A 25400-nucleotide genomic window follows, 5' to 3' on the forward strand; every position below is an offset into this window, starting at 1 on the left:
TTTTTCTCTCGGTACGTTCACGAGTGCACCACACGACGGTGCGTCAGGAACCATGAGACTGAGGGAACATGACGATTCAACTACCCGCTCCGGAGGAGCGGGGGCGGCCCTGGACAGGGAGAAGCCTGCGGCATATCGCCGGCGGCGTCGCCTTGATCCTGGCCATCACCATGCTGGACGGCGCCGGCTCCGCCATGGCTCAGCCGCGGCAGACGCCCGCGGCCGAGCCGGAGCAGGAGGTGGTGACGCAGGCGGCCGACATCGCGTCGGCGCGCGTGGCCGCGAAGCTGTCCGGCAAGAGGGTCGAGGCGCTCTCCGAGCGGACCGAGACTTCGACCACCTGGGCCAACAAGAACGGCTCTCTCACCACCGAACTGACCGCCGGGCCGGTTCGCTTCCAGGACACCGCTACGGGTGCCTGGCGCGATGTGGACATCGATCTGGTCGCCCGGACGGACGGCTCGGTCGCCGCCAAGGCGCATCCGGAAGGCCTGACCCTGGCCGGGAAGACCGGTGTGACGGCGCGCTCCTTGCGCGCGGCCCAGTCCGCCGCCGCGACCGATCTGGTCACCCTGGGCGAGGGTGACGAGCAGATCACGCTGCAGTGGCGGGGCGGGCTGCCCGCTCCGCGACTGGACGGCACCCGCGCCACCTACGTGAACGCGGTGCCCGGCGCGGACGTGGTGGTCGAGGCCACCCGTACCGGCTTCGAGCAGTTCGTCGAACTCAAGCAGAGGCCCGCCACCGACGGCTTCTCCTACACGCTGCCGCTGAGGACCAAGGGCCTGAAGGTCGAGCAGCAGACCGACGGCAGCGTGCTGTTCACGGACAGGAAGTCGAAGAAGACCGCGACGATGCCGGCCCCGGTCATGTGGGACGCCACCGTCGACAAGGTCTCCGGTGAGCACACCCACCGCTCCAGGGTCGCGATGAAGGTCGTCAAGACCAAGGGCGGCGTCGACCTGGTCATCACCCCGGACGCCGCCTTCCTTGCCGACCCGGCCACCCAGTACCCCGTCACTGTCGACCCTTCGACCTCGGCTCTGGGCAACCTGTTCGACACCTACGTCCAGCAGGGCGAGACCGTCGACTGGTCCAACGACGTCGAGCTGGACCTCGGCAACCCGGGGACGAAGAACGGCGACGGGACCTACCGCATCGCCCAGTCGTACATCACCTGGAACACCGCGCCGGTCTCCGACGCCATGGTGTCCAGCGCCACCCTGAGCCTGTGGAACTTCCACTCGGGCAACACCGACTGCAGTGCGCAGCCCTGGGAGGTGTGGACGGCGAACAACGCCACCACCGCTTCCCGCTGGACGAACAGGCCGGCCATGGCGACCAAGATGGCCACCTCCACCCAGGCCAAGGGCAACCCCGGCTGCTCCGCGCAGCCCGACGGGTGGATCAACGCCGACGTCACCGACCTGGTCCAGCACTGGGCGAACAACAAGTGGTCCCACGCCGGCATGGGGCTCAAGGCCACGGACGAGAACGACACCAAGGAGTGGAAGCGGGTCAACTCCGCCAACGCCTCCTCGAACGTTCCCAAGCTGTCCGTCACTTACAACTACCGGCCGCGCACCGGCACCAAGCAGGAGGCCGGCCCGCCGTACTTCTCCTACAGCGGCGCCTACGTGGTCAACACGCTCACGCCGACGCTGCGGGACACCTTCGTCGACGCCAACGGCGACAAGGTCAACGGCACCTTCCAGATCTTCGACAACACCACCAACACCCAGGTCGGCGACGTCATCGTCTCCCCGTGGGTGAACTCCGGCCAGGTCGCCTCCGTGACCGTCCCCGCCGGTGTGCTGACCAACGGCAAGACGTACAAGTTCCGCACCTCCCCGTACGACGGCGCCCACTACAACCTGGGGTGGTCGGCCTGGAAGACCTTCACGGTCGACACCGCCGCACCGTCCGCGCCCACCGGCATCACCTCGACGGACTACCCGTCCACCGCGTGGGTCAAGGGCACGGGACAGGCCGGAACCTTCACCGTCACGCCGAACGGCACCGACCACAACTGGCTTGAGTGGTCACTCGACGGCGTGACCTGGACCAAGGTCGCCACCGGCGGGTCCACCGCCGCCAGGGCCATCACGGTCGCCCCGCCCAAGGACGGCACCCACAGCCTCCAGGTGCGCCAGGTGGACAAGGCCGACAACAAGTCGGAGCCGGTCACGTACACCTTCCATGCCGGTCCCGGCGGGTTCGTCCAGCCGAGCGAAGGCGAGCGCACCGCCCGGCGTCTGCCGCTGGTCGCCGAGGCCGACGGCGGTAAGTACGACAAGGTCTCCTTCTCCTGGCGCCGTTCCGAGGCCGACTCCTGGGTGGCGATCCCGGCCGGTCAGGTCACCTCCGGCGGCACCGCGCTGACCACCTGGCCCGTACCGCTCAGCGGCGGCAGGAACAGTCCGCTCGTGTGGAACGCCACGGATACCGTCGATCCCGACGGTACCGTCCAGATCAAGGCCGACTTCACGGGTCCCAACTCCGCGACCGGCAGCACTCAGCCCCTCTCCGTCGTCGTCGACCGCAGCGCATCCGGTGCCGCGGTGGACGAGATCGGTCCGGGTTCGCTGAACCTGCTTACCGGTGACTACAGCCTGTCCACCACCGACACCACGCACTTCGATCTGTCGGTGAACCGCAGTGCCTCCTCCCGCAAGCCGGACGCCGGGGCTCAGCAGACCGGTCAGGCGGCCATATTCGGCAAGGAGTGGGTCTCGGGCACGGCCGCCGAGGCCACCAACTCCGACTACTCGCATCTGCGGAGGATCTCGGACACGGCCGTGGCCGTGGTGGATCTGGAGGGCGAGGAGACCTCCTTCACCGCGAACGCCGCCAGGAACGGCTGGGTGTCGGAGCCCGGCTCGGAAGAGCTGACGCTCACCGGAAGCGTGACCGGCAGCTTCACCCTCTCCGACACCGAAGGCACGGTCACCGAGTTCACCAAGCCGGAGCCGGCCGCGACGACCTGGCAGGTCTCCAGCGCGCTGCTGGACGGCATGGCGCAGACCACGACGACCGTCGTCTCCGAGACGGTGAACGTCGCCGGCAAGACGCTGGCCCGTCCCAAGCGGGTCATCGCGCCCACCTCGGCGGCGTCCGCCGCCACCTGCACGGCGACGCCCGCCACCAAGGGCTGCCGCTCGCTGGAGTTCGTCTACGCGACCACCACCACGGCCAACGCCACCACGCTCGGCGACTTCGCCGGCCAGGTGAAGGAGATCCGTCTGTGGTCGACCGAGCCCGGCGCCGCCTCGGCGACCTCCAAGGCCGTGCAGAGCTACCGGTACGACGACGCGGGCCGGCTCACCGAGACGTGGAACCCGCTGATCAGCCCCGCGCTGAAGACGCAGTACGCCTACGACACCGCGGGCCGCGTCACTCAGGTCACCCCGTCCGGTCAGTTGCCGTGGACGTTCACGTACGGCAGGGCCGGGTCCAGCAGTGCGGCCGGTGACGGCATGCTGCTCAAGGCATCGCGGCCCGCACTGCGGCAGGGCACCCTCGACGTCGTCGAGGGGACGGCTGCCACCAGCGTCGTCTACGACGTGCCGCTGACCGGCACCACCGCCCCCTACCCGATGGGCGCCGCCGATGTGAAGGCGTGGGGCCAGACGGACGCGCCGACCGACGCGACCGCCGTGTTCCCCGCCGACGTCGCCCCGGCGTCGAACGCCGGCAGCGGCCTGTCCGCCACGTCCTACCAGCGTGCGGACGTCACCTACATGGGCGCCTCGGGCCGTTCGGTGAACGCCGCCACGCCCGGTGGGCACATCACGACGACCGAGTACGACCGCTTCGGCAACACCGTCCGTGAACTGACGGCCGCCAACCGGGCCGTGGCACTTGGCACGAATGCCACGGACCGCGCAGTGCAGGCCGAGCTGGGCATCGCCGCCCGGGCCTCGTCCGAGCGTGCCGACCTGCTCACCACCAAGTCGGTCTACAACGACAACGGCACCCGTGAGCTCGAGGAGTTCGGCCCGCTGCGGCGCGTCGACCTCACCGCGGACCTGAAGTCGGGCACCACCACCCTGGTCACCGCCGGCACCTCGGTCCTGGCTCGCAGCTGGGCCGTCAACGAATACGACGCGGGCCGTCCCACCGACGGGACCGCCACGATCAAGGACCAGGTCACCAGAGTCACCAGCGGCGCCCAGGTCCGGGAGCACCCCGGCGTGCACGCCGAGAAGCGTGTCGCCGAGACCCAGTACGACTGGGCCAGGGGCCTTCCGACGAAGTCCATCCAGGATCCGGCCGGACTGGCCATCACCACCACGACCGAGTACGACGCCCAGGGCCGCGTCACCAAGACGTACAACACGGGCAGCACAGGGGCCGACGCGGGCGCCGTGGTGACCACCTACTGGTCGGCCACCGGCACCGGCACGTGCAACGGCCGCCCGGAGTGGGCCGACCTGGTGTGCTCCACCGGTCCGGGAGGCGCCATCACCGGCGGTGGCGGCAACCCGTCGCAACTGCCGACCACCACCACCCAGTACGACTGGTGGGGCAACGCCACGATCGGCACCGACACCGCCAACAGTGTCACTCGGACCTCGACCACGACGTACGACGCGGCGGGTCGCACGGTCACGGTGAAGTTCGCCGGCGGCAGCGGCCAGGCCGTCCCGGACGCCACCACCGAGTACGACCCGGCCACCGGGCAGGAGATCCGTACGACGTCGCCGACCGGCGGCACCATCACGCGGGTCTACGACAAGCTCGGCCGGCTCGCCTCGTACACGGACGCCGACGGGGGCAGGACCACGACCGAGTACGACCTGCTGGACCGTCCGGTCAAGGTCGGCGACACCGTCCCGTCCACAGTCACCTTCACCTATGACCACAGCACCGAGCCGCGTGGCCTGGCCACGAAGGCAACGGACTCGATCGCGGGTGTCTTCCAGGCGGCGTACGACGCGGACGGCTCTGTCGCCACGGAGAAGTTGCCCGGCGGATACACCCTCAGCCAGACCGAGGACACCACCGGCACTCCGGTCAAGCGCACCTACACCCGTGACAGCGATGGCAGCGTGGTGATGTCCGACACGGTCACCGAATCCGTGCAGGGTCAGACGACCAGCCACGCAGGCTGGTCGGACCAGACCTACCGCTACGACGCCGTCGGCCGCCTCGTCCAGGTCGACGACACGGTGGAGACGGTCTGCACCCGGCGCACCTACGGGTTCGACAAGCACGCCAACCGCACGTCCCTGACCACGGCCGCCTCGACGCCCGGCATGGACTGCCCCACCACCGGAGGAACCAGCAGGACCTCGACGTTCGACAGCGCCGACCGCATCACCGACGCCGGCTACGTCTATGACGCGTTCGGCCGCACCACCGCCCTCCCGGGCGGCGTGGGCGTCGGCTACTACGCCAACGACCTCGCCTACCAGCAGACCAGCAGCACCAAGCGGCAGACGTGGACCCTCGATGCCGCGCTGCGCTTCCGCGGCTGGACGGTGGAGACCAACAGCGGCGGAACCTGGTCGCCGACCGAGAACAAGCTCAACCACTACGACGGCGACAACGACAACCCGCGCTGGATCGTCGAGAACACCGCCACCGGTGCCCTGACCCGCAATGTCGACGCCCTCTCCGGGAACCTCGGCGCGGTCACCAGCGCCACCGGTGACACGGTGCTCCAGTTCACCGACATCCACGGTGACGTGGCGCTTCAGCTCCCGCTCACCGCGGGTGAGGCGCCGGTCGTCCTCGACACCGACGAGTACGGCAACCCGCGCGACAAGCAGCAGGCCGTGCGCTACGGCTGGGTGGGCGGAAAGCAGCGTTCCAGCGAGACGGTGGCCGGCTTCACGCTCATGGGCGTACGCCAGTACAACCCCGCCACCGGCCGCTTCCTGTCCACCGACCCCCAGCAGGGCGGCAACGCCAACGCCTACGAGTACTGCTCGGCCGACCCGGTCAACTGCTTCGACCTGGACGGCAAGTGGGGCTGGAAGAAGTTCTTCAAGAAGGCCAAGCGCTGGGCCTGGCGCAACAAGTGGGACATCGCGCTCACCGCAGTCGGGTTCATCCCCGGTCTCGGTGCCGCCGCCTGGGGCTACCGGGCCTACCGCGGCTACCGCGCCCTGCGGGCCGCACGCACCATCGGCCGAAGCTGCCGCAGCAACTCCTTCCTGCCCGAGACACCGGTGGTCATGGCCGACGGCAGCACCAAGCCGATCAGCCAGGTGAGGATCGGAGACTCGGTCCAGGCGGTGGACGAGATCACCGGCGAGACCAAGATCTCCCCGGTCTCCGACGTGATCATCGGCAGCGGCGTCAAGGACCTCGTCACCCTGTCCGTGGACGGGGACGGCGACGGTCGGTCGCAGAAGATCACCGCGACCGCCAACCACCCCTTCTTCGTCCAGGGGCGCGGGTGGGTCGACGCGGTGCAGCTGACCGCGGGCTCACGCCTGTCGAACCCGAACGGGAACGCGCCGAAGGTCACGGCCACCCAGCGCACGCAGGCAGTCCGCACCGTCTTCAACCTGACCGTGGCCGGCACCCACACCTACTACGTGGTGGCTGACGGTCAGCCCGCGCTCGTCCACAACTGCGCTCGCCGGATTCCCAAGAAGCGGGGCTGGAACGATCTGCGTACGCCGACGAAGTTCAAGTCGAAGGCGCAGGCGATAGCAGCCGCCCGGCGCGATGCCCGCATGGGTGGCCGCTGCCGCTACCGTGGGGTCTGCTCCTCGGGCAATCACGTCCACGTGGATTACTTCAACAGGCGCGGACAGATCTCGCACACCCGCCACTACAACTGGTGACGGGGCGTCACGGCCGGAATTCGGCCGTAGAACCGGAAACGAAGGAAATGGTATCGAGCACATGAGTATCCCCGCCGCGCTGAACGAACTCGTGGCTGCCTTGACCGAGCACGCCAACGTGATGTCCGGGAAGGACGTAGCACCTCCCACGGCTGTCGAAGTCATCGAGCGGGTACGTGTCGCCGCAGCGCGTTACTCCGACGCGACCTTCGAATCGTCGGGTTGGGGAAGTCCGTTCTCCGACCTGTTCGAGGACGAGGAACTGTTCGAGGACATGGAAGGGGCCGAGTCCGGTGACGGCTCGGTTCCCGAAGAGGCTGAGCGCATCAGCATCACGGGCCGCTGGGACTTCGTCGTGACGGACCAAGAGGCATGGCTCGCACATGTCACCCAGGGCCTTGACGATCTCGGTGCCGGCGACTGCGCCGTGGACCTGACAAGTACCGCTCAGGCGATGCACGAGCTCCTCACCCACGATGCTCCCTTCGTCAGCTATACGCGCCACGGTCTGGCCGACGGCGGTGAGGAATGGATGATCGAGCAGATCCCGAAGACACTGTCCGAGACATCGGATGGGGAGTATCACGACGGAATCGCATGAAAGGTCGGCAGCTCGGAAATCGCAGCTGTTGACGTGAAATTCGGGGGATGAACGTCGGGGCGGCCAAGAGCTTCTTGGCCGCCCCGACCCTGACCGGGAATTTCGGAAGCGCACAAAGATTGTTTCCCGCCCCTCCTGCGACCGGGCACCACCCGCTGTCGGACGCGGGGGCAATGATGGGCGGCTTGACGAAGGCGTACTGCTCCACCCTGGTGCGGGATCTGTCGCCTGCTCAGCTGGTATCCCGGCTCGAAGGACGAGCACCCGGAGCGGGTCTATCGCCGCAGGCGGTGTTCGCCCCCTGCAGAACACCTGACCGGCGTGGCCGTCACCCCGGCGCATGTGTGGCGTCCGTGCAGGACAGCAGCGTCGCGTTGGTCTGGGGTCTGGAACCCGGAGGTCGCCAGTGGGATGCGCGCGGGCCAGATCTGCGGGAGTCGACCCGGATACGGACCTGACCATGATCGAAAGAAGTCCCGCGGTCTCAAGAGACCTTCGGGGAAGAGCTCTTCTACATGCTTCTGGATCGCTTGGGCTTCCCTGAGGCGTTCGATCCCGAGGCAGAAGGCAGAGTGAGTGAGGATCCTTTCGTGATGGCCGCACTGGAGGACTGTGGATCACGAAGCGATCTGGGAGGATCAGTCGATGACCAGCGAGCGAAAGCTGACCGACTTTCGGCAGTGGGTCCTTGGTGTTCTGGATCTGCTCGGGGCTGACCCTGGCCGTCAAACCGCATACTTGCAGGAGTCGGGAGTGGAAGCAGATGAGATCCTGCTTCAATTCGACGACGTGTTGCACGTGGCTCGTGCCAGAGCCTGCGATGGCTCGCTCAGGCGCGAGGACCTTCTCCTCATCGAGTCGGTCCATGAAAGCGTGGACGCTGTGAGCGAGGGACCCGAGTCGATTTGGGCCGCGTCCGGGATCGAAGAATCAGCCCAGTGGAGCGAACTCCGTACTGCCGCGAGGGCGGCAAGAACGGGTCTGGATCGGCATTGGGATCAGGACTCTGCTAATTGACGATGCGTCACACCCCCGTGTTCTGCCTGGTCCACACACGAGTGCTGGGGGCCAGGACGAGTCGCGTCTGTGACCAAGCTGCGTCGGCCCTGCGTCTGGCCGGCTCAGAGCGACGATGGAATGCGCTCATGGACTCGTGCTGTGCTGCCCCCAGCTCGGCATCAGGCTGAGGGCAGCACGCCAGGTCCGTCAGGTGCCGGCCTTCGGGTAGAGCAGGTTCAACACCGAGAAGTCCTGGGACGACGGGTGCTGCGGGAACTCGGGAACCGATAGGCAACTGTTGGTGGACCCGTTGTGATCCAGCCCCAGTGCGTGGCCCATCTCATGGCATGCGACGCTGCGCCGTGCCGCGTAGGTGTTCGGCGTGACCTGATCGTTGAGCCTCACGACGACCGAACCGTCGACGAAGTACCCGCCGGAGGTCGTGTACGAGGTCTGGCCGTACCAGTCGGTTCCGTAGCTGCCGCTGTAGGTGTGCACGCAGTGACGGCCGCTGGGGCAGCCGGCGGTGTGCCAGCGGTAGTAGGCGTCGATGCCGGGCGCCTGGTACCAGTCGACCTGGGCGTCGCTCACCGGCCAACTGTCGCTGGTGTGGTCGAGGAAGTACACCTGCGGGTCGTTGTAGGCCCCGTAGGACCACTTGGCGCCGCACAGTGCCGACGCGGTTCCCACGATCGGGGAACAGCCGAGTGTCCCGAAGGCGGCTGCGGCTGTCGGTTCTGCGTCCTGGACACCGCGGATGCCTTGGCGCCGCAGGGAAGCCCTCAGCTCGTTGGGCGTGACGCCTGCGGCGGGCTCGTAGATGGCGGTGTGGACGGTGCCGTCCTCTCGTTCCTGCACGACGTACACCGCTTCGTCGTGCTGGACGGCCGCGGTCCTAGGCTCCGTGCCGCGCAACGGATCGGCAGCAGCTTGTGGCACCGTCAGCCCTATCAGCATCAGCATGAGGCCGGCCAGTCCGACCATGGGTCTGGCTGCTCGTGACATGGGGTTCCCCCAATTTCGACGCCCCCGACCGCGTCCGCGATCGAAGACACGGCGCCGCACGGAGCAGACTGGCATGTATGCGTCAGGGGCAGGGACTCCATTTTCGGGCGATCAACCGCAGAGTGGAACAAGGTGCGGTTGCTGTCGGTGATGCGCGTGCTGCCGTGCCCGATGGAATGGGACAGATGGTCAGAGGTCCTGGGTAAAGCGCAACAAGCGGAAGCCCTCAGGACTTGGCCGACTGCCCGGCTCCCCGGGGGCCAGCGAGGGGCCGTCCAACCGGGCTGCCGGGTTGAGCGGTTGGGCTTGCAAGGAGGTGAAGCCGCTGGTGGATGGCTTCTCGAACAAGAGGTCCGTCTCCACCACGGGCTTCGCAGGCTTGTTGTCCTTCAAGCGTCGACGTGTCCGGTTCTGCCCTGCGCCTCCTGTGGGACTGGCTCCGCCGTGGCAGCAAGGAGCTCGATATCTGGTGGAGACGCCTGAATGCGGGGCGGCAGGCCCTGCTCGTACGCGCCCCTCTCCGCAACGAACACTCGTCAACAACCCAGCTCCTGGGCGGATACGGCATCGAGACCCCACCGCCTGTCGGTACGCCACCGAAGCCGTGGACCTCCTGGCTGCCCTCGCCCCAACTCCTGTGGAGGAGGGTCCTGACCGTGGGGGACGCTGTCCGCCGTACAGGCCCAGCTGCCTCCGGCAGAGCATCGGGATCATTGCCGGAGAGCCTCGGCGTCGTCGCCCGTACGGCCTGCGTGCCGGGCCTACGGGACGGACAGCTCGCGTTCCGGCTTCCCGGTGGTCGGATCCAGGCGCACGGTCGTCACCTTGCCCTCCCCGGTCGTGAGGACCAGGGTGTCGGGCCCCGACCAGGCCACATTTCCCAGTACGCCGTCGGCGGCGTCACCGTTGAAGGTGCCCACGGTCCAGCGGAGCGCGGTGAGCCCAGACCCGTCCACGACCGACACCCGCCAGAGCGGATCGATCATGGCCGAGCCCTCCTCCACCACGACGTACCGATCCACGCCGTCCGGGGCTGCCGTCCGGCCCGTCTCCTCCCAGCCGGCGCTCAGCATGGGGAAGAGGACCGCTCGGAACCAGAGGGTAGCCACGGCCGCGACCGCGCACACAGCAAGCACCCGCCTCCGGAGCGCGCCCCGGGCCAGCAGCCGTCCGGCCGCGCCGAAGAGCGCGACCGCCACCAGGAAGCTCGGCCACCGGTACTCGAAGGCGCCGGTCAGGACGAGCAGCCCCGTCGACTCGGCGAGGAGGGGCCCCACCAGGCAGCCGACTCCCGTCGCCACTCCGCCGGCCAGCAGCACCCGGCCGGCGGTCCGGTGCCGCAGGCGGTCCGTACGTATGTCCGCAGTGATCGTCACGGGCCCATCCTGGCAGGCCCGTTCGACCGCTCCGGTCTCCAGGTCGGCTCTTCCGGATCAGAACGTTGCTGAACAGTGAACGCGGACAGTTCATACGGCGGTCCGCACGTTCTCCCACGCCGGACAGGCCCCGGAGGAGGGAGGAGCTCGTATCGAGCGGGTGAGTGACGGCTTCCTGTCGGAGGTTCGGCTCGATCGCCTGGGCGGGGCGGGGCACAGTACGGCCTGTGGATGTCGAGCAGATCGCCGATGAGTTGTACGGACTGAAGCCGGGCGACTTCACCGCGGCGAGGGACGCGTACGTCGCCGAGGCGCGCCGGGCGAAGGACACCGCGGCCGCGAAGGCGGTCGCGGCGCTGCGGAAGCCGACGCTCGCGGCGTGGGCCGCGAACCAGCTGGCCCGTCGGCAGCCGGAGGAAGCTCAGCGGGTCCTGGCGCTGGGGGAGACGCTTCGCGAGGCGCACAGGACGCTCGACGGTGACCAGCTCCGTGCGGCGAGCCGTCAGCAGCACCAGCTCGTCACCACGCTCGCCCGCACTGCCGCCGGCCTGGCTGGCGAGGCCGGGCAGTCGGTGAGTGACACGGTGCTGCACGAAGTCGAACAGACCCTCCACGCGGTGCTCGCCCGCCCGGATGTCGCCGAGCGGTGGGCCACGGGACGCCTGGTGAAAGTGCCCGAGGCCGCCGTCGGATTCACCGAGATCACACCCGAGACGGTTCCCGTCCGGCCCGCGCAGGCAAAGCCGAGGCGGTCGGCGCCGAAGAAGTCGCGGGACCCCGAAGGGGATCGGCGGCTGCGTGACCTCGAGAGCGCTCGCACAACGGCGGCGGACGCCGACGTGGTGGTCGGCCGACGCGAGAAGGACCTCAGCGAGGCCCGTGCCGTGCACGAGGCTGCCGAAGGGCAGGCCGAGGAGGCAACTGGCCGGTTCCATCGGCTTGAACGCGAGTTGCAGGAGGCCCGGAAGGCCAGGTCCGCGGCCGGGGCGAGCGTGGCGGAGGCCGGTAGAAGGGTGACGGCGGCGGAGCGAGCCCTGCGGGATGCGCGCAGGACCGCGGAGCAGGCCGCCGATGCGGTGCAGCGCCTGGAGCAGCAGACCGATCAGTAGAAGGCCCGGTTGCCACTGATCAAGTCTTCCTGTGCGCGGAGATGGAGTACGTCGAGGCTCGCCATTCGCATGGTGTCGAAGGTCGTGCTCCGTCGTTGATCACGACGCGGCCGCATAGCCGCATATGCCTTCGGCTATGGCCAGGGCCCCCTACGCGAAGGAGCACACGATGGGTATCGACACACGGAGCACGGGCAGGCGGATCGCCGCGCTGGGTGCGGTGGCCGGGGCAGCGCTGCTTCCCGCCGGCACCGCGCACGCGAACGTCGTCGGGATCGGCAACGCCTCGTTCGGCAACACCTGCGCGAACAACACCGGGGCCCGCGCTGAGGGTGCCACGGTCGCCGGGAGCGGTCTGGGCAGCGCCAACGTGGCCGGTCTGCCCTTGAGCCTGACGCGCAACCACTGCGGTAACAGCGGCATCGTCTGCACCGCCCTGTTCCGGGCCGCGTACTGATGCACACCGGAATCCCGATGCCCACGGCCCCACGCACGGGGGCCTCCACGGTCCCGGTGGGGGACCGGACCCTGACGGAGTTCCTGTCACTGAGCGGAAAGGCTCTGCCCCTCCTGCGGAACTGGGTCAGGGACCAGCCCGACAACGGCGTGGCGCGGGCGCTGCTCACCCTGGCCACCGGAGACCGGCTGACGGACACAGTCCTGAAGGAGCAGCTCGTCATCGCTCACCGTGACGCGCTCGCCGCCGGTGAGCAGGAGGCGAGCCTGGTCCACGGGATCTTCCTCCACACCCATCGCCATCACCAGCTGACCGCGGATCATCTCCTCGCGCACTTCCGGCGCTGGCCCACCGACGAGGCGGCCGGGCTGATGATCGGCGCCTTCTCAGCCACCGGGACGCCCGCCTACCGCGACCGGGGCGACCGCCTGGTCGAGGAGCAGGCCGTGCTCGCCGGACCGGACAACTGGCCCTGGACCAGCTGGCTGGCGGCGATCAGAGCCGAGCAGGGCCGCGTCCGTGAGGCACACGAGCTCGCCGAACGCGCGCTCTCTCTCCACGCCCGCTCAGGAGTCGCCGTCCACGCCCTCGCCCACGCCGCGCACGAACTCGGGACAGGCCCCGAATCGACCCGGGCGCTGGACCAGTGGCTCGCCGACGACCCGCAGACACCACAGCTCGGCCACTTGAACTGGCACGCCGCGCTGCACTCCATCGCCTCCGGAGACTTCCCCGACGCCCGGCGCCGCGCCGACTCAGCGCTGTCGCGCGACGACGTCGGCATGAGAGCGGCCACGAACTGGCGCCTCCTGCTCATCGGACAGGAACCCGCCGGCCGCAGCGACCTCGACCACATCAGAGAACTTCTCGCGGCACCCGGCGGGACGGCCGAGATCTTCCACACCTTCAACCTCGCCCTGACCCTCGCCGTCGAAGCGGCCACGGAGGACTTGGAAACCCTGGCCCGACGAGCCGCCACCGATCCACGCCCCGACCACCGAGAAGTCCTCGCCCCCGTAGTCCAGGCACTGGCCGACATCACGGCCGGCCGGCCCCGCAAGGCTGCCGACGCACTCACCGCCCTGGGCGAGTCCGCCACACGCATCGGCGGCGTCCGCGTGGAACGAGAGATCATCCAGGACACCCGCGCCCGCGCCCTCGTCGACGCCGGAGACCCCGCCCAGGCAGCCGACCTCCTCCACCACCGCACCTCCACCCGCCACCACCACCTCTACGAGGACCTCCTGCTCACCTCACGCTGAACTCCACAGCCCTCCAGCTCACCCCCCTCGGGTCCACGCCGCCCCAGGGCGCGGCCGGAGCACCGGCCGCAGGTGTGGCAGCGGCTGAGTCGTGGCTGTGCTCGGAGGCGAGGAGGAGGGAGCGGGGCACCGCGGGCGTACCGTCCTGTCCCCGGACCGCCACTGGCCTGGCTCGGGAGGCAGGGCAGTCAGCGCGTGACGCGGTGCTGCACGGAGCCGAACAGACGCGGTGCTTGATCGGGATATTCGCTGGGCACCGTTGGTCGATGGTGGTCATACTGCCGCGATGGATCCAGTGACTCTCGAAACCGACCGTCTTGTGCTGCGGGCCTTCACCCTTGCTGACGCGGATGCGGTGTACGAAGCCTGCCAGGACGAGGACATCCAGTTCTACACCCCGGTGCCGGTGCCGTACCGGCGTGCGGACGCTGAGGAGCTCGTCGGCGAGAAGCTGCCCGCCCAGTGGGCCGAGGACAAGGACTACACGCTCGGCGCGTTCCGTAAGGACACCGGCGTCCTGGTCGGCTCGTACTGCCTGACCCTGATCAGCCGCGGCGTCTGGGAACTCGGATACTGGGCGGTCAAGGAGCAGCGCGGACGCGGGTACTCGGTGGAGGCCGCTCGGGCGCTGTGCGACTGGGGCTGGGCCACGCTCGACGCCCACCGCATCGAGTGGTGGGCCATGGCCGGGAACACCGGCTCGCGTGCCGTCGCCGAGAAACTCGGCTTCACCGTCGAAGGGACACTGCGCAGTCGGAGCATCGCCAACGACGGCAAGCCGCACGACTGGTGGGTGGGCGGACTGCTGAAGCCCTGATGCTCGGGCCGATGCCTCGCCGGCTGTACAGGCTCTTCGAGTGAGGCCAATACGTGGGCCCGCGCGGCGGGCTGGAGGCATCCTGTCTCCACGAGGGCTGCAACCCCCAGCGTCCGCACAAGGACACGTAGTCGTGCCGTGTTCCGGGCTGCTCATCAGCCGTGGGGGCGGAGTGTGTCATCCCCGTTCTCATCGGCGCCGCCGTCGCCCAGCTGCAGGCCGAGGGCCACGAGATACGGGACGAGGACATCGCCCGGCTCTCTCCGCTCAGCACCGCAACCTGGACCTGCTCGGCCGCCACAGCCGCACATTCGCCTTGCTCCCGCTGCGAGACCCGGCGGACGCGTCCGAGCCGGACGGGAACGACGACGGGGGTGAACCGTCGCCGGTCCGGCGTGGTGCGCCCTGGCGCACCACGCAGTCCGGGACCGCGCAGCACACGCTAGGGGGCGTCCGTGGGGTGGGGGGCGGTGGCTGTCAGGACGAGGATCGCCTGGTCGTCGTCGACATCGTCCGTGAACGTGTGCAGGGCCGTTATGGCGGCGTCGATGATGTGCTGGGATCGGGGCCGCCCGGAGAGGCGGGACACGGCGTCGGCGAGACGCTGCTCGCCGAACATGTCGCCGTCCGGGCGGCGGGCTTCGGTGATGCCATCGGTGTAGAGGACCAGGCTCTCGTCGGGCCGCAGGTGAAGACGGTGGGGTGTGACGTGCGCGTCCGAGCCGATGCCCAGCAGGAGCCCTTGGGGAGTGAGGGCCTGGACGGTGTGACGGACGTCCAGGTGGAGCGGCGGGTTGTGTCCGGCGCGGACCAGCTCGATGTCCAGGCCGGAAGCCGTGGGGGTGAGCTGGCCGTAGACGAGGGTGACGAACCCGGTGCCGTGGCTGCCCGGACGGTCGGTCAAAGCTTCGTTGACGGCATGAACGACATCGGCGGGGCCCGGGAGGCGGGAGGCGACGGCGCGGGCGGTGTGGCGCACGAGCGCGGTGGTGGTGGCGGCGATGGCGCCGCGGCCGCAGACGTCGCCGAGGAGGAAGGCCCAGCGGCCGTCCTTGAGGGGGAAGACGTCGTAGAAGTCGCCGCCGATGTCGAGTCCTTCGCCGGCCGGGTGGTAGTAGGTCGCGACGTCGGTGCCGGGCACGTCGGGCAGGCCGGGCAGGAGGAGCCCGGCCTGGAGGTCGCGGGCGAGGGCCGCACGGTGGCTGTACTGGCGGGCGTTGCGGGCCGCGGAGGCCGCGCGGCGGGTGAGTTCCTCGGCCAGGGCGACGATGTGGCCGTCGAAGACGTGGGCACCGGTGGAGAGCAGCGTCACGGCGCCGAATGCCTTGTCGCGTTCCATGAGAGGAACGCACAGGTAGCCGGTGACGTTCAGGTCGTGCCAGGGGCCGGGCCCGGTGGGGGTGCGGCGGGCGACCTCGCTGGTTCCCGAGGCCAGCACGCGGGCGACGGCATCGTCCGCGGCGTCGTAGACGGGGATGTGGGAGGTGAGCAGCTCTTGCTGGGCCGGGTCGGGGGCGGCGGCGGCGATCCGGCGGACGCGCCCGCCCTCGACGAGGTCGACCGTGCACAACGGGGCCAGCTTCGGCGCGCACAGGGCGGCCAGCGCGGACAGCACCTGGGCGGCGTCCAGGTCGGAGGTGAGGGCGCTGCTGGCTTCCAGGAGGAAAGCGAGGTCGTCGCGGGCGGCCTTCTCCCGTGCCTCGGCCGCCGCGCGGGCCTGTTCGGCGTGGTGGCGTTCGATGGCCAGGGCGGCGGTGTCGGCGAAGACCCTCGCCAGGGCAAGGTCGGCTTCCTGCGGTGTACGCGGGGTGCGGTGGTACATCGCGAAGGTGCCCAGCAGCGCGCCGTCGCGGGCCAGGATCGGAGTGGACCAGCATGCTGCGAGCCCGGCCTGGTCGGCGAGGGCCCGGAAGTCGTCCCAGAACGGGTCGGTGGCGATGTCGGTGACGATGACGCTGGTACGGCGGTGGGCAGCGGTTCCGCACGAGCCGACGCCCTCGCCGGTGGCGATGCCGTCGATGGCCCGGTTGTAGAAGCCGGGCAGGCTCGGAGCCGCCCCGTGCCGCAGGTGGCGGCCGTCGGGGTCGGCGAGGAGCACCGACACCAGTACTTCCTCAGGCGCGAGAGACTCGATGGCGCGGGCCATGCCCTCCAGGACCTCCGGCAGGGGGGCCTGGCGGGCGATCTGCTCCAGCAGCACCCGGTGCTCGTTCGTGAGCCGCTGGGCATGCATGACCTGGGTGGTCTCCACCCCGACCACCCGCACCCCCATCACGTTGCCGCCCGTATCCAGACGGGGCTCGTAGGTGAAGCTGAAGAACCCCTCCCGGGCGTTCTCCCCCTCGCCGAGCAGGACACGGGCATCCCGGGCGAAGTGAGACTCCCCGGTGCGGTACACCCGGTCCAGGAGCCCGATGAAGCCCTGGTCGACGAGCTCCGGCATCAGCTGCCCCAGCGGCAGCCCGGTACGGGTGCGTTCGCTGCCGATCGCCGTGAAGAATGCGGCATTCGCCGTCTGCAGCATGTGAGCGGGGCCGGCGAGGTAGGCGAAGATGGCCAAGGACTCGCCGAACAGCGCCCGAAGGTCGTGATCCGCGCCTTCCTGGGCGGCGGTGCGCGCGCCTGCCGTACGGGCAGGGTAAGGGGCCTGCTGCCCCGGAACGCGCGTCATGAATTCTGCCTCTCCGTACGCGGTGCCGGCTCACTACCGGCTGCCACGATGTCATGTGGGTCGGTACCCGCCCCAAGGGCCTGGTCCCTGTCGGGGTACACATCCAGAACGTGGTCCAGTCCGGTCACCGTGAACAGTCTGGCCACTCGCGCGGGCACGCCCGACAGACGCAGCACCCGCCCTTGGGCCGCAAGCTGCTGCCGCAGCCGCAGCAGAGCACCGATACCGGAGGAATCACAGAAGGCCAGACCGGCGCAGTCGGCCACCACGGGGCCCACCCCCTGCCGCCAGGCGAGAGCCTCCTCCCCGGCCTCATCCAGCTGAACCATGCTCTCGAAGTCGAGCTCGCCGCGCAGCGTGAGCACCACACCCCGCTCCACCTGCGTGACCTGCACCGAGAACACCCGCAGCTTCTCCCTACGATGACACCGACGACAACCGCTCTCATCGTAGAGACCTGCCGCCCCCCTGCCGGACCCGGATGGACCGGCGTCGATGCCTTTGCGGGGGCCGCACCCCCATTTCGTCGTCGACACAGCGCTCCTCCCGTGGCCGGAACGGCACTGCCCGCCCGCGCCTCCGGCCTTGGGAACCGGGCGCCCGCCAGCAGGCCCTACCTCCGCCCGCTTGAAGCAGATACCGCTGAGGGGGTACGCGTCACGGGGGCGCGTCGAGCCGCACCATCGGCCTCCGCGGTCCCGCACCACCCGGCCTGTCCGCAGGCGGCGTTTCCGACGCAGCGGAACGGCTCCGCCCTCGGGAGGGGGGAGCCGTTCCGCTGCGGGTGGGCTCGGTCAGGCGTGGCGGTGGTGGCGCTTGTTACCGGTGAGGATTCGGTAGACAGCCAGGAGGATGACGGAGCCGGCGATGGCTGCGATCCAGGTGGACACGTCGAAGAAGCCGTCTATGGAGTCGACGCCGAAGAGGACCTTGCCGAGCCAGCCGCCGAGCAGGCCGCCGGCGATGCCGATGAGCATCGTGATGAGGATGCCGCCGGGGTCCTTGCCCGGCATCAGGGCCTTGGCGATGAAGCCCGCGAGCAGTCCGATCAGGATCCAGGCAATGATGCCCATGCGCTTCTCCTACCAGGATAAATAAGCCGGTGTCAGCATCCGTCTGCACCGTCCCGGGGATTCCAAACATTCGAGTCGGCTGACGTCGGCGAGGTATGCCGGGCCACTGGAAGAGCGGCGGGAGTCGAGGCCGCACGGGCCCTGATCTCAGGACCCCGGTCCCGGGTTGCTGAGCTTCCCCGTGAATGGGCTGCCGCGGTCCTGGGACGCGCTGCGGTGTGCGAGGACCTGCATGCCCTGACCGTCCCCGCTGACGCGGGTGCCGCCGCTGATGCTGTGAACGTGCGGGTGGGTACCGCGTGACGGAACCTGGCGGCGGTCCACCGGGAACTCGCGCTCGACGGGCCCGCTTGCGCCCACGAGTACCAGTGCCAGGCCGTCGCCTTCGCTGCGGACGCGGAGCGCTTCGTTGCCCACGGGCTGAACCACCTGCCGGGTCCAGGACGTAGATCATGGATTGACCTGTATACGGCCTAGCGTCTATACGTCCCAGCGTTGCGTCCTCGGCAGGAATACCTCCGGAACTCGACGAACGAGAACTTTCGAATGACGGTTCGGGGACCGGCGGGACGGGAAACCTGGGCCGTCACCTCGTGGAGCGGACACTGCTCATGGGCCGGACGGTTCGCGTGCTGACCCGCGATGCGGGTGTCACCCGGTTGCCGGGAGGGGTCGAGACGGTGGAAGGCGACCTGGAGCAGCCTTCGTCCCTGGTCGCGGCGCTGGACGGCGTCGACGCGGTCCCGCTGCTCAGCACCACGGGGGCGGCTCACACACCGCTGCGGGCCGGGCGCGGGATCCTGACGATGGCGGCCGAGGCGGGCATGCGCCGGATCACGGTCCTGTCGCCGCGCGAAGGACAGGAGTTGGACGAGACGGTCCGTGGCAGGGCTCTTGAACGGACCTTCCTTTGGCCGGTCGACCTGATGGCCAACGCTCTGGGGTGGGCCGACGCCATCCACGCCGAGGGGCGGGTCCGTGAACCATACGGCGGCCGGCGAACATCCTCGGTACACGGGAGGGACGTCGCGGACGTTGTCAGCACCATCCTGACCAATGCCGGGCACGCGGGTCGCAGCTACGTCTTGACCGGCCCCAGGCAGTCAGCCCGGCCGGCAAGACCGACGCCGTCGCAGCGGACACCGGCCGCGAGAACTACTTCCCGCACGTGCGGCGATTCAACTGCCAGTGGTGTTGTTGTCGCGGCTGCCGGGCTTCTTCAGCCTGAGGTTTGGGTTCTTGGAGGGTGCTGGTGTTGAGCAGGACGTGGCGCGCGTAGCCGTACCGGGATGGGCTTTGTGCTGGCCAACCGCGCGAAGGCGGGTGTCCCATGGTCTGGGCTGCCGTGGTTGCCTTGGCTGGCTGGGTGCCTCATAGTTCGGCGTCGCCCCATTCCTTGACTGTCACCTCGTCGCCGACCGACAGCGTCCCCGGCGTCATCACGGAGAACTTCGTGCCGAACACGACGCCCCCGCTCGCCGCTCGTCGGTAGCCGGCGAGCGTGCGCAAGGGCTCCGGCCCCTGACGCGCTCCGACTTCCTGCGCAACCAGGGTGACGGCACAGCGCACCGCGAGTTTGGCGTAGCCCAGTTCGGCACTGCCGATGGTGATGTGGCGTGCGCGGTCCTCGGCGTGCGGCAGGGCTGCCCAGTCGCCGCCGCTGTCGGGGTTGTGGCCGTCGGGGATGTCGATGACGATGTTCGGGCGGAAGCGGTTCATCGACAGAGGTGGGGCCCCTCGTTCGGCCATCCGCTGGTTGAGGAGGGTGAGGGAGGCACGGGAGAGCAGGTGCACGGCACTGCTGTCGGCATAGCCGGACGGGCCAGGGATCAGGCCATCGGCGATCCGGTCGTGTTCCGGCGGAACGCGGACCAGGCGGCTGGGGGTGCCGAGGACCTCCGAGAGCCAGGCGGCGACGTCGTCACCCTGGTCGATCCCCTGGAACGTAGTGCCGAACAGATCGACGTCACGGCGCGGTGCGGACGTCGTCACGGCGAGGCGCACCGCGCCAAGACTGTCCGTGGTGTCGGCCCACTCGAGTGTGAGGCGGGTGCCGTCGGCGCTGACGGTGGGCTGGATCAGTGCGAGGCGGGGGTGTCGGCGCTGCGTGCGGAAGACTCCGTCCTCGCTGATGACCATGAAGCTGCGGTCGTGCGCGAGACCCGCCGGCGTCATGAGTGCTTCGCTCATCGACGTGCCCGCGCACCCTTTGACCGGATAGCAGATCAGCTTCACGACGTTGGCCATGCGCCACCCCCTTGAGCTCCACGAATACCATCGGGTTCTAGCGACCCACAATCAGGACCGATCCCGAATTCGATCACCTTCACAGACAGCCCTTGTGTCGTCGGTGGTAGGACCAGGTCACCGCCGCCAGGAGTGGACCCCACAGCAGGAGTGGAGCATAGGCGGCGACGAAGAGGGCTTCGCCGGCCGAGACGCCGGGATCGGGACTGGGGGAGGTCAGCAGTCCTCCGAGGAAGAGGACCCACCACAGGACGGTGACCGCGAAAGCTCCCAGCGAAGCGGCGAGGACCGCGAGCCTGCGATCGACTGGGCGGCCGCCGAGAATCGGAACCCAGCGCGGTACCAGTTCACCCCAGGGCCGAACCAGGCCCAACGTGAGGTACGAGGCTGCCTCCGCTATCGCACCGATCAGCAGTACGTAAGCCAGGCCGACCAGCGGGGAGCTGTGAGGGAAAGCGGCGAGGAACTCCTCTCGCTCCATCACCCCGACCGGTACTCCGAGCACGAGCGCGACGCGCCACAGCCCGGAAGGGACGGTCGACCAGGCCGCGACATGAGCGGCACACACCGCCCAGCGCGGGGGCGGCGGGACCAGCGGCACGCGGGATTCGGGCGGGGCGGGATCCGTCGTCGTCATGATGCGAACCTCTCGCACCGCACAGCCCGCAACATCACACCGCATGATGATCCGCCTCCACCGCACGGGGGAGAGCACGAACAGCGGCGGCCCGAACGCAGGTCAGCTGGACGTTCTCGACCGTCTCACCGTTCGCGCGGAGGCGGAGCACGGTGTGCACCATGTCCGCGGTGATGACCGGCGGCCGTCCACCGTGCCGTCTCTTGCGCGCCGCGGCGTCCAGCCCTTCGAAGGTGGACTCCCGGACGTTCTCCCGCTCCTTCGCCGCCATCGCCGTGAAGAGCCCGACCAGCAGGCGTCCCGGCCCGCTCGGGTCGTACATCTCTTATCTCGTTCACCGTGAAGATCACCCGGCAGCGTGGGGCGTGCGTCTTGCTCTCTCTCGCGACAGCGAGCGCGGCCGCAACCTGCGGGGGGACGCGCAGCCGGGGCACCCTGGTCAAGCGCCCGGTGTGATAGGTGCCGGCGCCGCGCCGAAGCGCGAGCGGCAGGGGTAAACCTGACGCTGCGTGACAGCGTGGGCGGAGGCGGTGCTCGACGTCGCCCGCTTCGGACAAGAGGGTGATTTGAGGGCCCGTCATGACTCCGAATGCTGTCCCAGACAATTCCCAGAACGCGCCCCGGTTCCACGGTGAGTGAGAACGAATGGTGACTGCGGATCGGCACTTCGGACCGCACCCGTCGACCGGCTTGACCTTGCTCCAGGAATGGTTCGGTTGTGAGAATCTGACCGTCGCGACCTTACGAACTTGAGTCTCCAGCAGGGGGAGACCGCAGGGTGGGGACATGAACGGCCACACGCTCTACTCGATCGGCGAGCTGGCCCGGCGGACTGGTGCCACGGTCAAGACCATCCGGTTCTACTCCGACTGCGGACTCATACCGCCTGCTGACCGCAGCCCGGCCGGCTATCGCCTTTACGACGACGGTGCCGTCGCGCGCCTCGATTTCGTGCGAACCCTGCGCGACCTGGGACTGGACCTTGCGGCCATCCGGAAGGTCATGGAACGGGAACTCGCGCTGCCGGAGGTCGCCGTGGCACATGCCGACGCGTTGGACGTGCAGATCCGAATCCTGCGGCTGCGGCGTGCAGTGCTGACCGCCGTGGCGAAGCGCGGGGCTACCCCTGAGGAGACACATCTGATGCACCAACTGGCCAAGCTCTCTGAAGTCGAACGCCAACAGCTGGTTGGCGATTTCCTCGATGCCGTGTTCGGTGGTGTGGGTACCGACACCATGTTTACGGGAGTCATGCGGTCGATGACTCCGGAACTGCCGGACGATCCCGATACGGAGCAGGTCCAGGCGTGGGTGGAACTGGCCGAGCTGTCCCAGGACCCAGACTTTCGCGCCCTCGTGCGGCAGATGGCCCAGGAGGAGACGGTCGCGCACACCGAGGGTGGTCCACCCACGTTGCACAGCAACGTGGGTGCGATCGTCCGTGACCAGATCGCCCCGGCCGTGGCAGCGGGCATCGACCCCGCCTCACTTCAGGCCGATCCGATTGTCGCGGTCCTCATGACCCGCTGCGCGCATCTTCTCGGCTCCCGCGACGACGCGGAGTCCCGGTTGCAGCTCCTGGCCCGGCTGGAACGGGTGAACGATCCGCGCAGAGAGCGGTACTTCTCGCTGCTCGCGGTGATCAATGGCTGGCCGGATCCGGAGAGCCTCCGGCCGGTGCTCGACTGGTCCGTCCACGTTCTGCGGGCCCGGATGCAGAGATGACGGGGCGGCTGCGGGCTGCATGGACCAGCTGTCGCCGATCTCAGATCAAGGCCTGCTGCATATGATCCGGAAATGAACGCACCCGTCATACTCAAGGCTGCCGCGACCCTGACCGCTCCCGCTCTCGTTCTTCGCCCCTGGTCCGTGGAAGACGTTGCTGCGCTGGTTGAGGTTTACCGGGACCCCGAGCTGCGTCGCCGGACGAACTCTCGCATGGAGAGTGAGGACGATGGACTGAGATGGGTGCGGGCTCAGGAGCAGGGTTGGACAGCAGGCGACCGGTTCGCCTTCGCAGTCCTTGAAACAGCCCATGAGGCGGCGCCGCCGCGGTTGGTGGGCAACGTGGTGATCAAGGAAGTCGCGTTCGGCAAGCCTTCCGCCGAGGTCGGTTACTGGACCGAAGCAGGGGCTCGCGGGCGAGGCGTGGCCGGACGAGCCCTGAATGCTCTCACCGCCTGGTCCTTCGATGCTTTCCGACCTGATGGTCTGGAGTGCCTCGAACTCCTCCATCAGGTCGACAACCTGGCCTCCTGCCGCGTCGCCGAGAAGAACGGCTACCAGTTCGACAGAATCCTGCCATCGACTCCTCCCACCTACCCTCTCGATGGCCATCTGCACATACGGCGCGCAGCTGACTGACCCCGTCCGTCGGCACCTGCCAACGCCCTCTTCTCTACCTGCCAAGGGGCACGCACCCCCCGGTAGCCGCGGAGACAGAGAACCGCGCCTACGCGTCGTCGGCGTCCTCGGGGATGCCCGGGTCACGGACGGGGTGCAGCCGCTCCGTGACCCACGGACGGGATGTCGCCCCGGACGGTTCGGCGGACAACGTCGCCCGCCTCGTCGACGTGCTGTCGGCCACGCGCTCGCGGTGATGGTCCGGTCATCATGGCGCGTGTGATGGTCGAGCGGCCGTCGCCCCTCCGTGCACGCGGGGATGCACCCGAGCCCGGCGCCCGGGCTCTTGGTGGTGGGCGGTCGCCTACGTCTGATCCAGCTCGCTCTGCTTGACCGGGCGAAGGGACGGCCGTCTGTGCCGTCCAATAGCGTGCCGGCCGTCCAGTGAACTCCATCAGGGCGTACTTGGAGTAGGACGTTGCTGAAGTCCACGAAGGGGAGTACCGGGAGGCCGAGAACCGGGGCGATCCAGCGGTTGCCGTCGTCGATCCATGTGGTGGCTCAGCACGACTTGAAGCCGAGCCGGAGCAGGATTCGCCCGTGCTCTGAGCTGAGCAGCTAGACATGCAAGGGGAGCGGCGACGAACCCTTGCCGCAAGATCCCAAGGTGAACCGGGCCGGTTCGTTTCGGATCACTTCCGCTGGCCAGGTTGTCGTTGATGATGGTCAGGTGACTACCCGCATCAGTGCTCTGATCTCGGCTTTCGGCGTTCTTGCCAGCGCGATGCTGCTTGTTCTTGCTGTTCGTGACTACCGCTCTGGGGCCTCGGTCCTCTGGCTCGTGTTGGGAGCTGCGATACTCCTCAGCGCTTCGTACACGCTGGTGCGAGACGTGCGGCGACTCTGCACTGGGCCGACCGGCTAAGACGTCGTTTCTTATGGCTGTCAGAGAGGCATGAGAGCCTCCTGGCATGAGCTACGACCTTGCTGTCTGGGAAGGCGAGAGGCCGGTGGATGACAAGACCGCTGGCCGGGTCTTCGACGGCCTGTACGACCGCTACATCGACGGCGAGGTGGAAGAGCCTCCGTCCGAGCGCATCGCGGCCTACGTGGCCGCGCTGCTTGAGCGGTGGTGCGACCTCACCGAAGATGAGGAGGACACCTCGCCCTGGTCAACCGGGCCGCTGATCGGAGAGGCCACAGAGCCGCTGATCTATTTCCCCATGCGGTGGAGCATGGCCGAGGAGGCGTCGGTCTACGCGGCGGCCCTCGCGGAGTCCATGGGCCTGGTCTGCTTCGACCTGCAGCAGAACCGGCTCAGGCCGTGAGAAGGCTGGCCCAGCGACGGTAGCCGATGAGGGCTGCGGCGATGCCGACGAAGGCGAGAAAGTGCTCGGCCTTCCGTTCATAGCGGCGGTGGAGCCTTCGACAACCGGCCAGCCAGGACACGGTTCTCTCGACCACCCACCGATGACGGCCCAGCCGCTGCGAGGACTCGACACCCTTGCGGGCAATGCGATGACGGATACCGCGCTCGCGAAGCCATCGGCGCAGGTGGTCGTAGTCATAGCCCTTGTCCGCATGCAGCTTCGCCGGCCTCCGACGCCGGGGACCACGGTGGGACTTGGATCGGTGGAATGCCGCGCACAAGCGGCTCCAGGCCCAGACTGTCGTGCGTGTTGGCGCCGGAAATGCCCAGGGACAGCGGCAGTCCGTTCCGGTCGCAGATCAGATGAATCTTCGATCCCAACTTGCCGCGGTCGGTCGGATTCGGTCCCGTCAGCGGCCCCCTTATTTTTGCCGCCCGCAGGCTGACCGAGTCGATCGCGCACCGCGACCAGTCCAGCTCACCCTGTGCTCCGAGTTCGTCAAGGATCATGCGGTAGAACCTCGCCCATACCCGGTGCCGGCTCCACTGGGCGAACCGGCGTTAGACCGTGGGCCACGTCGGGCTGCACGTGGCGGTAGCTGCCGCCCCGTGCAGCCCGACGTCGCCACGAAGA

At 68.7% G+C, this 25400-nt stretch carries 19 protein-coding genes and 3 pseudogenes; 12 read left to right on the top strand and 10 right to left on the bottom strand.

Features of this window, described 5'->3' with window-relative positions; genetic code table 11:
• Nucleotides 1–68: 68 nt before the first annotated feature.
• The 3 genes from ABT129_RS28300 to ABT129_RS28310 all read left to right on the top strand — a co-directional run bounded on the left by ABT129_RS28300 (nucleotide 69) and on the right by ABT129_RS28310 (nucleotide 8418).
• Nucleotides 69–6800: a polymorphic toxin-type HINT domain-containing protein gene (locus ABT129_RS28300; RefSeq protein ID WP_502981943.1), complete on the top strand. Its 6732-nt coding sequence runs from the start codon at nucleotides 69–71 to the stop codon at nucleotides 6798–6800.
• Between the two features lie 61 nt (nucleotides 6801–6861).
• Nucleotides 6862–7401: a hypothetical protein gene (locus tag ABT129_RS28305; protein ID WP_351907257.1), complete on the top strand. Its 540-nt coding sequence runs from the start codon at nucleotides 6862–6864 to the stop codon at nucleotides 7399–7401.
• 645 nt (nucleotides 7402–8046) lie between these two features.
• Nucleotides 8047–8418, top strand: a complete 372-nt coding sequence (locus ABT129_RS28310) for a hypothetical protein (protein ID WP_351907259.1) — start codon at nucleotides 8047–8049, stop codon at nucleotides 8416–8418.
• Nucleotides 8419–8607: 189 nt separating this feature from the next.
• Here ABT129_RS28310 and ABT129_RS28315 read toward each other — a convergent pair whose 3' ends face one another.
• A complete protein-coding gene (locus tag ABT129_RS28315) occupies nucleotides 8608–9405 on the bottom strand; it encodes a zinc metalloprotease (RefSeq protein WP_351907261.1) in 798 nt (265 codons plus the stop codon).
• 761 nt (nucleotides 9406–10166) lie between these two features.
• Nucleotides 10167–10781, bottom strand: a complete 615-nt coding sequence (locus tag ABT129_RS28320; RefSeq protein ID WP_351907263.1) for a hypothetical protein — start codon at nucleotides 10779–10781, stop codon at nucleotides 10167–10169.
• Nucleotides 10782–11008: 227 nt separating this feature from the next.
• On the opposite strand from ABT129_RS28320, the gene ABT129_RS28325 reads away from it, so the two are divergent.
• The 5 genes and pseudogenes from ABT129_RS28325 to ABT129_RS28345 form a co-directional block, all read left to right on the top strand.
• Nucleotides 11009–11890 (top strand): hypothetical protein, encoded by an 882-nt coding sequence (locus tag ABT129_RS28325; protein ID WP_351907265.1) that lies wholly within the window; start codon nucleotides 11009–11011, stop codon nucleotides 11888–11890.
• Nucleotides 11891–12059: 169 nt separating this feature from the next.
• Nucleotides 12060–12347 (top strand): chaplin family protein, encoded by a 288-nt coding sequence (locus ABT129_RS28330; protein WP_351907267.1) that lies wholly within the window; start codon nucleotides 12060–12062, stop codon nucleotides 12345–12347.
• Between the two features lie 17 nt (nucleotides 12348–12364).
• Entirely contained in the window at nucleotides 12365–13609 is a 1245-nt protein-coding gene (locus ABT129_RS28335; protein WP_351907269.1) for a tetratricopeptide repeat protein, read from the top strand.
• Nucleotides 13610–13895: 286 nt separating this feature from the next.
• Nucleotides 13896–14426: a GNAT family N-acetyltransferase gene (locus ABT129_RS28340; protein ID WP_351907271.1), complete on the top strand. Its 531-nt coding sequence runs from the start codon at nucleotides 13896–13898 to the stop codon at nucleotides 14424–14426.
• Nucleotides 14427–14617: 191 nt separating this feature from the next.
• Nucleotides 14618–14805 (top strand): annotated as a pseudogene (locus ABT129_RS28345) (hypothetical protein); the annotation flags it as partial.
• A gap of 63 nt (nucleotides 14806–14868) precedes the next feature.
• Here the strand turns inward: ABT129_RS28345 and ABT129_RS28350 are convergent.
• The 3 genes from ABT129_RS28350 to ABT129_RS28360 form a co-directional block, all read right to left on the bottom strand.
• Complete coding sequence (locus ABT129_RS28350) at nucleotides 14869–17097, bottom strand: GAF domain-containing SpoIIE family protein phosphatase (RefSeq protein ID WP_351907273.1); 2229 nt, start codon at nucleotides 17095–17097, stop codon at nucleotides 14869–14871.
• On the bottom strand, nucleotides 17094–17501 hold the full coding sequence (locus ABT129_RS28355; protein ID WP_351907275.1) for an STAS domain-containing protein: 408 nt from the start codon (nucleotides 17499–17501) through the stop codon (nucleotides 17094–17096). Before ABT129_RS28355 ends, ABT129_RS28350 begins: the two co-directional genes overlap by 4 nt.
• Nucleotides 17502–17891: 390 nt before the next feature.
• Nucleotides 17892–18170 (bottom strand): GlsB/YeaQ/YmgE family stress response membrane protein, encoded by a 279-nt coding sequence (locus ABT129_RS28360; RefSeq protein WP_351907277.1) that lies wholly within the window; start codon nucleotides 18168–18170, stop codon nucleotides 17892–17894.
• Nucleotides 18171–18682: 512 nt separating this feature from the next.
• On the opposite strand from ABT129_RS28360, the gene ABT129_RS28365 reads away from it, so the two are divergent.
• Entirely contained in the window at nucleotides 18683–19429 is a 747-nt protein-coding gene (locus ABT129_RS28365) for an SDR family oxidoreductase (protein ID WP_351907299.1), read from the top strand.
• A gap of 112 nt (nucleotides 19430–19541) precedes the next feature.
• Here ABT129_RS28365 and ABT129_RS28370 read toward each other — a convergent pair whose 3' ends face one another.
• The 3 genes from ABT129_RS28370 to ABT129_RS28380 all read right to left on the bottom strand — a co-directional run bounded on the left by ABT129_RS28370 (nucleotide 19542) and on the right by ABT129_RS28380 (nucleotide 21376).
• Nucleotides 19542–20417 (bottom strand): MOSC domain-containing protein, encoded by an 876-nt coding sequence (locus tag ABT129_RS28370; RefSeq protein ID WP_351907279.1) that lies wholly within the window; start codon nucleotides 20415–20417, stop codon nucleotides 19542–19544.
• Between the two features lie 79 nt (nucleotides 20418–20496).
• Nucleotides 20497–21054, bottom strand: coding sequence for a hypothetical protein (locus ABT129_RS28375; protein WP_351907281.1), 558 nt, complete (start codon nucleotides 21052–21054; stop codon nucleotides 20497–20499).
• 34 nt (nucleotides 21055–21088) lie between these two features.
• Complete coding sequence (locus ABT129_RS28380; protein WP_351907283.1) at nucleotides 21089–21376, bottom strand: hypothetical protein; 288 nt, start codon at nucleotides 21374–21376, stop codon at nucleotides 21089–21091.
• A 464-nt stretch (nucleotides 21377–21840) separates the two neighbouring features.
• Between ABT129_RS28380 and ABT129_RS28385 the strand changes: the two genes are divergently transcribed.
• On the top strand, nucleotides 21841–22779 hold the full coding sequence (locus ABT129_RS28385; protein WP_351907285.1) for a helix-turn-helix domain-containing protein: 939 nt from the start codon (nucleotides 21841–21843) through the stop codon (nucleotides 22777–22779).
• Nucleotides 22780–22851: 72 nt separating this feature from the next.
• On the top strand, nucleotides 22852–23418 hold the full coding sequence (locus ABT129_RS28390; protein ID WP_351907287.1) for a GNAT family N-acetyltransferase: 567 nt from the start codon (nucleotides 22852–22854) through the stop codon (nucleotides 23416–23418).
• A 346-nt stretch (nucleotides 23419–23764) separates the two neighbouring features.
• Here ABT129_RS28390 and ABT129_RS28395 read toward each other — a convergent pair.
• Nucleotides 23765–24012, bottom strand: a pseudogene (locus tag ABT129_RS28395) (hypothetical protein); the annotation flags it as partial.
• 356 nt (nucleotides 24013–24368) lie between these two features.
• On the opposite strand from ABT129_RS28395, the gene ABT129_RS28400 reads away from it, so the two are divergent.
• Entirely contained in the window at nucleotides 24369–24725 is a 357-nt protein-coding gene (locus ABT129_RS28400; RefSeq protein WP_351907289.1) for a hypothetical protein, read from the top strand.
• On the opposite strand, the pseudogene ABT129_RS28405 reads toward ABT129_RS28400, so the two are convergent.
• Nucleotides 24715–25400: pseudogene (locus ABT129_RS28405) on the bottom strand (IS5 family transposase); the annotation flags it as partial. The gene ABT129_RS28400 and the pseudogene ABT129_RS28405 sit on opposite strands and share 11 nt — an antisense overlap.

The organism is Streptomyces sp. NPDC002057, assembly GCF_040296665.1.
In the GTDB taxonomy this organism is placed as follows: domain Bacteria; phylum Actinomycetota; class Actinomycetes; order Streptomycetales; family Streptomycetaceae; genus Streptomyces.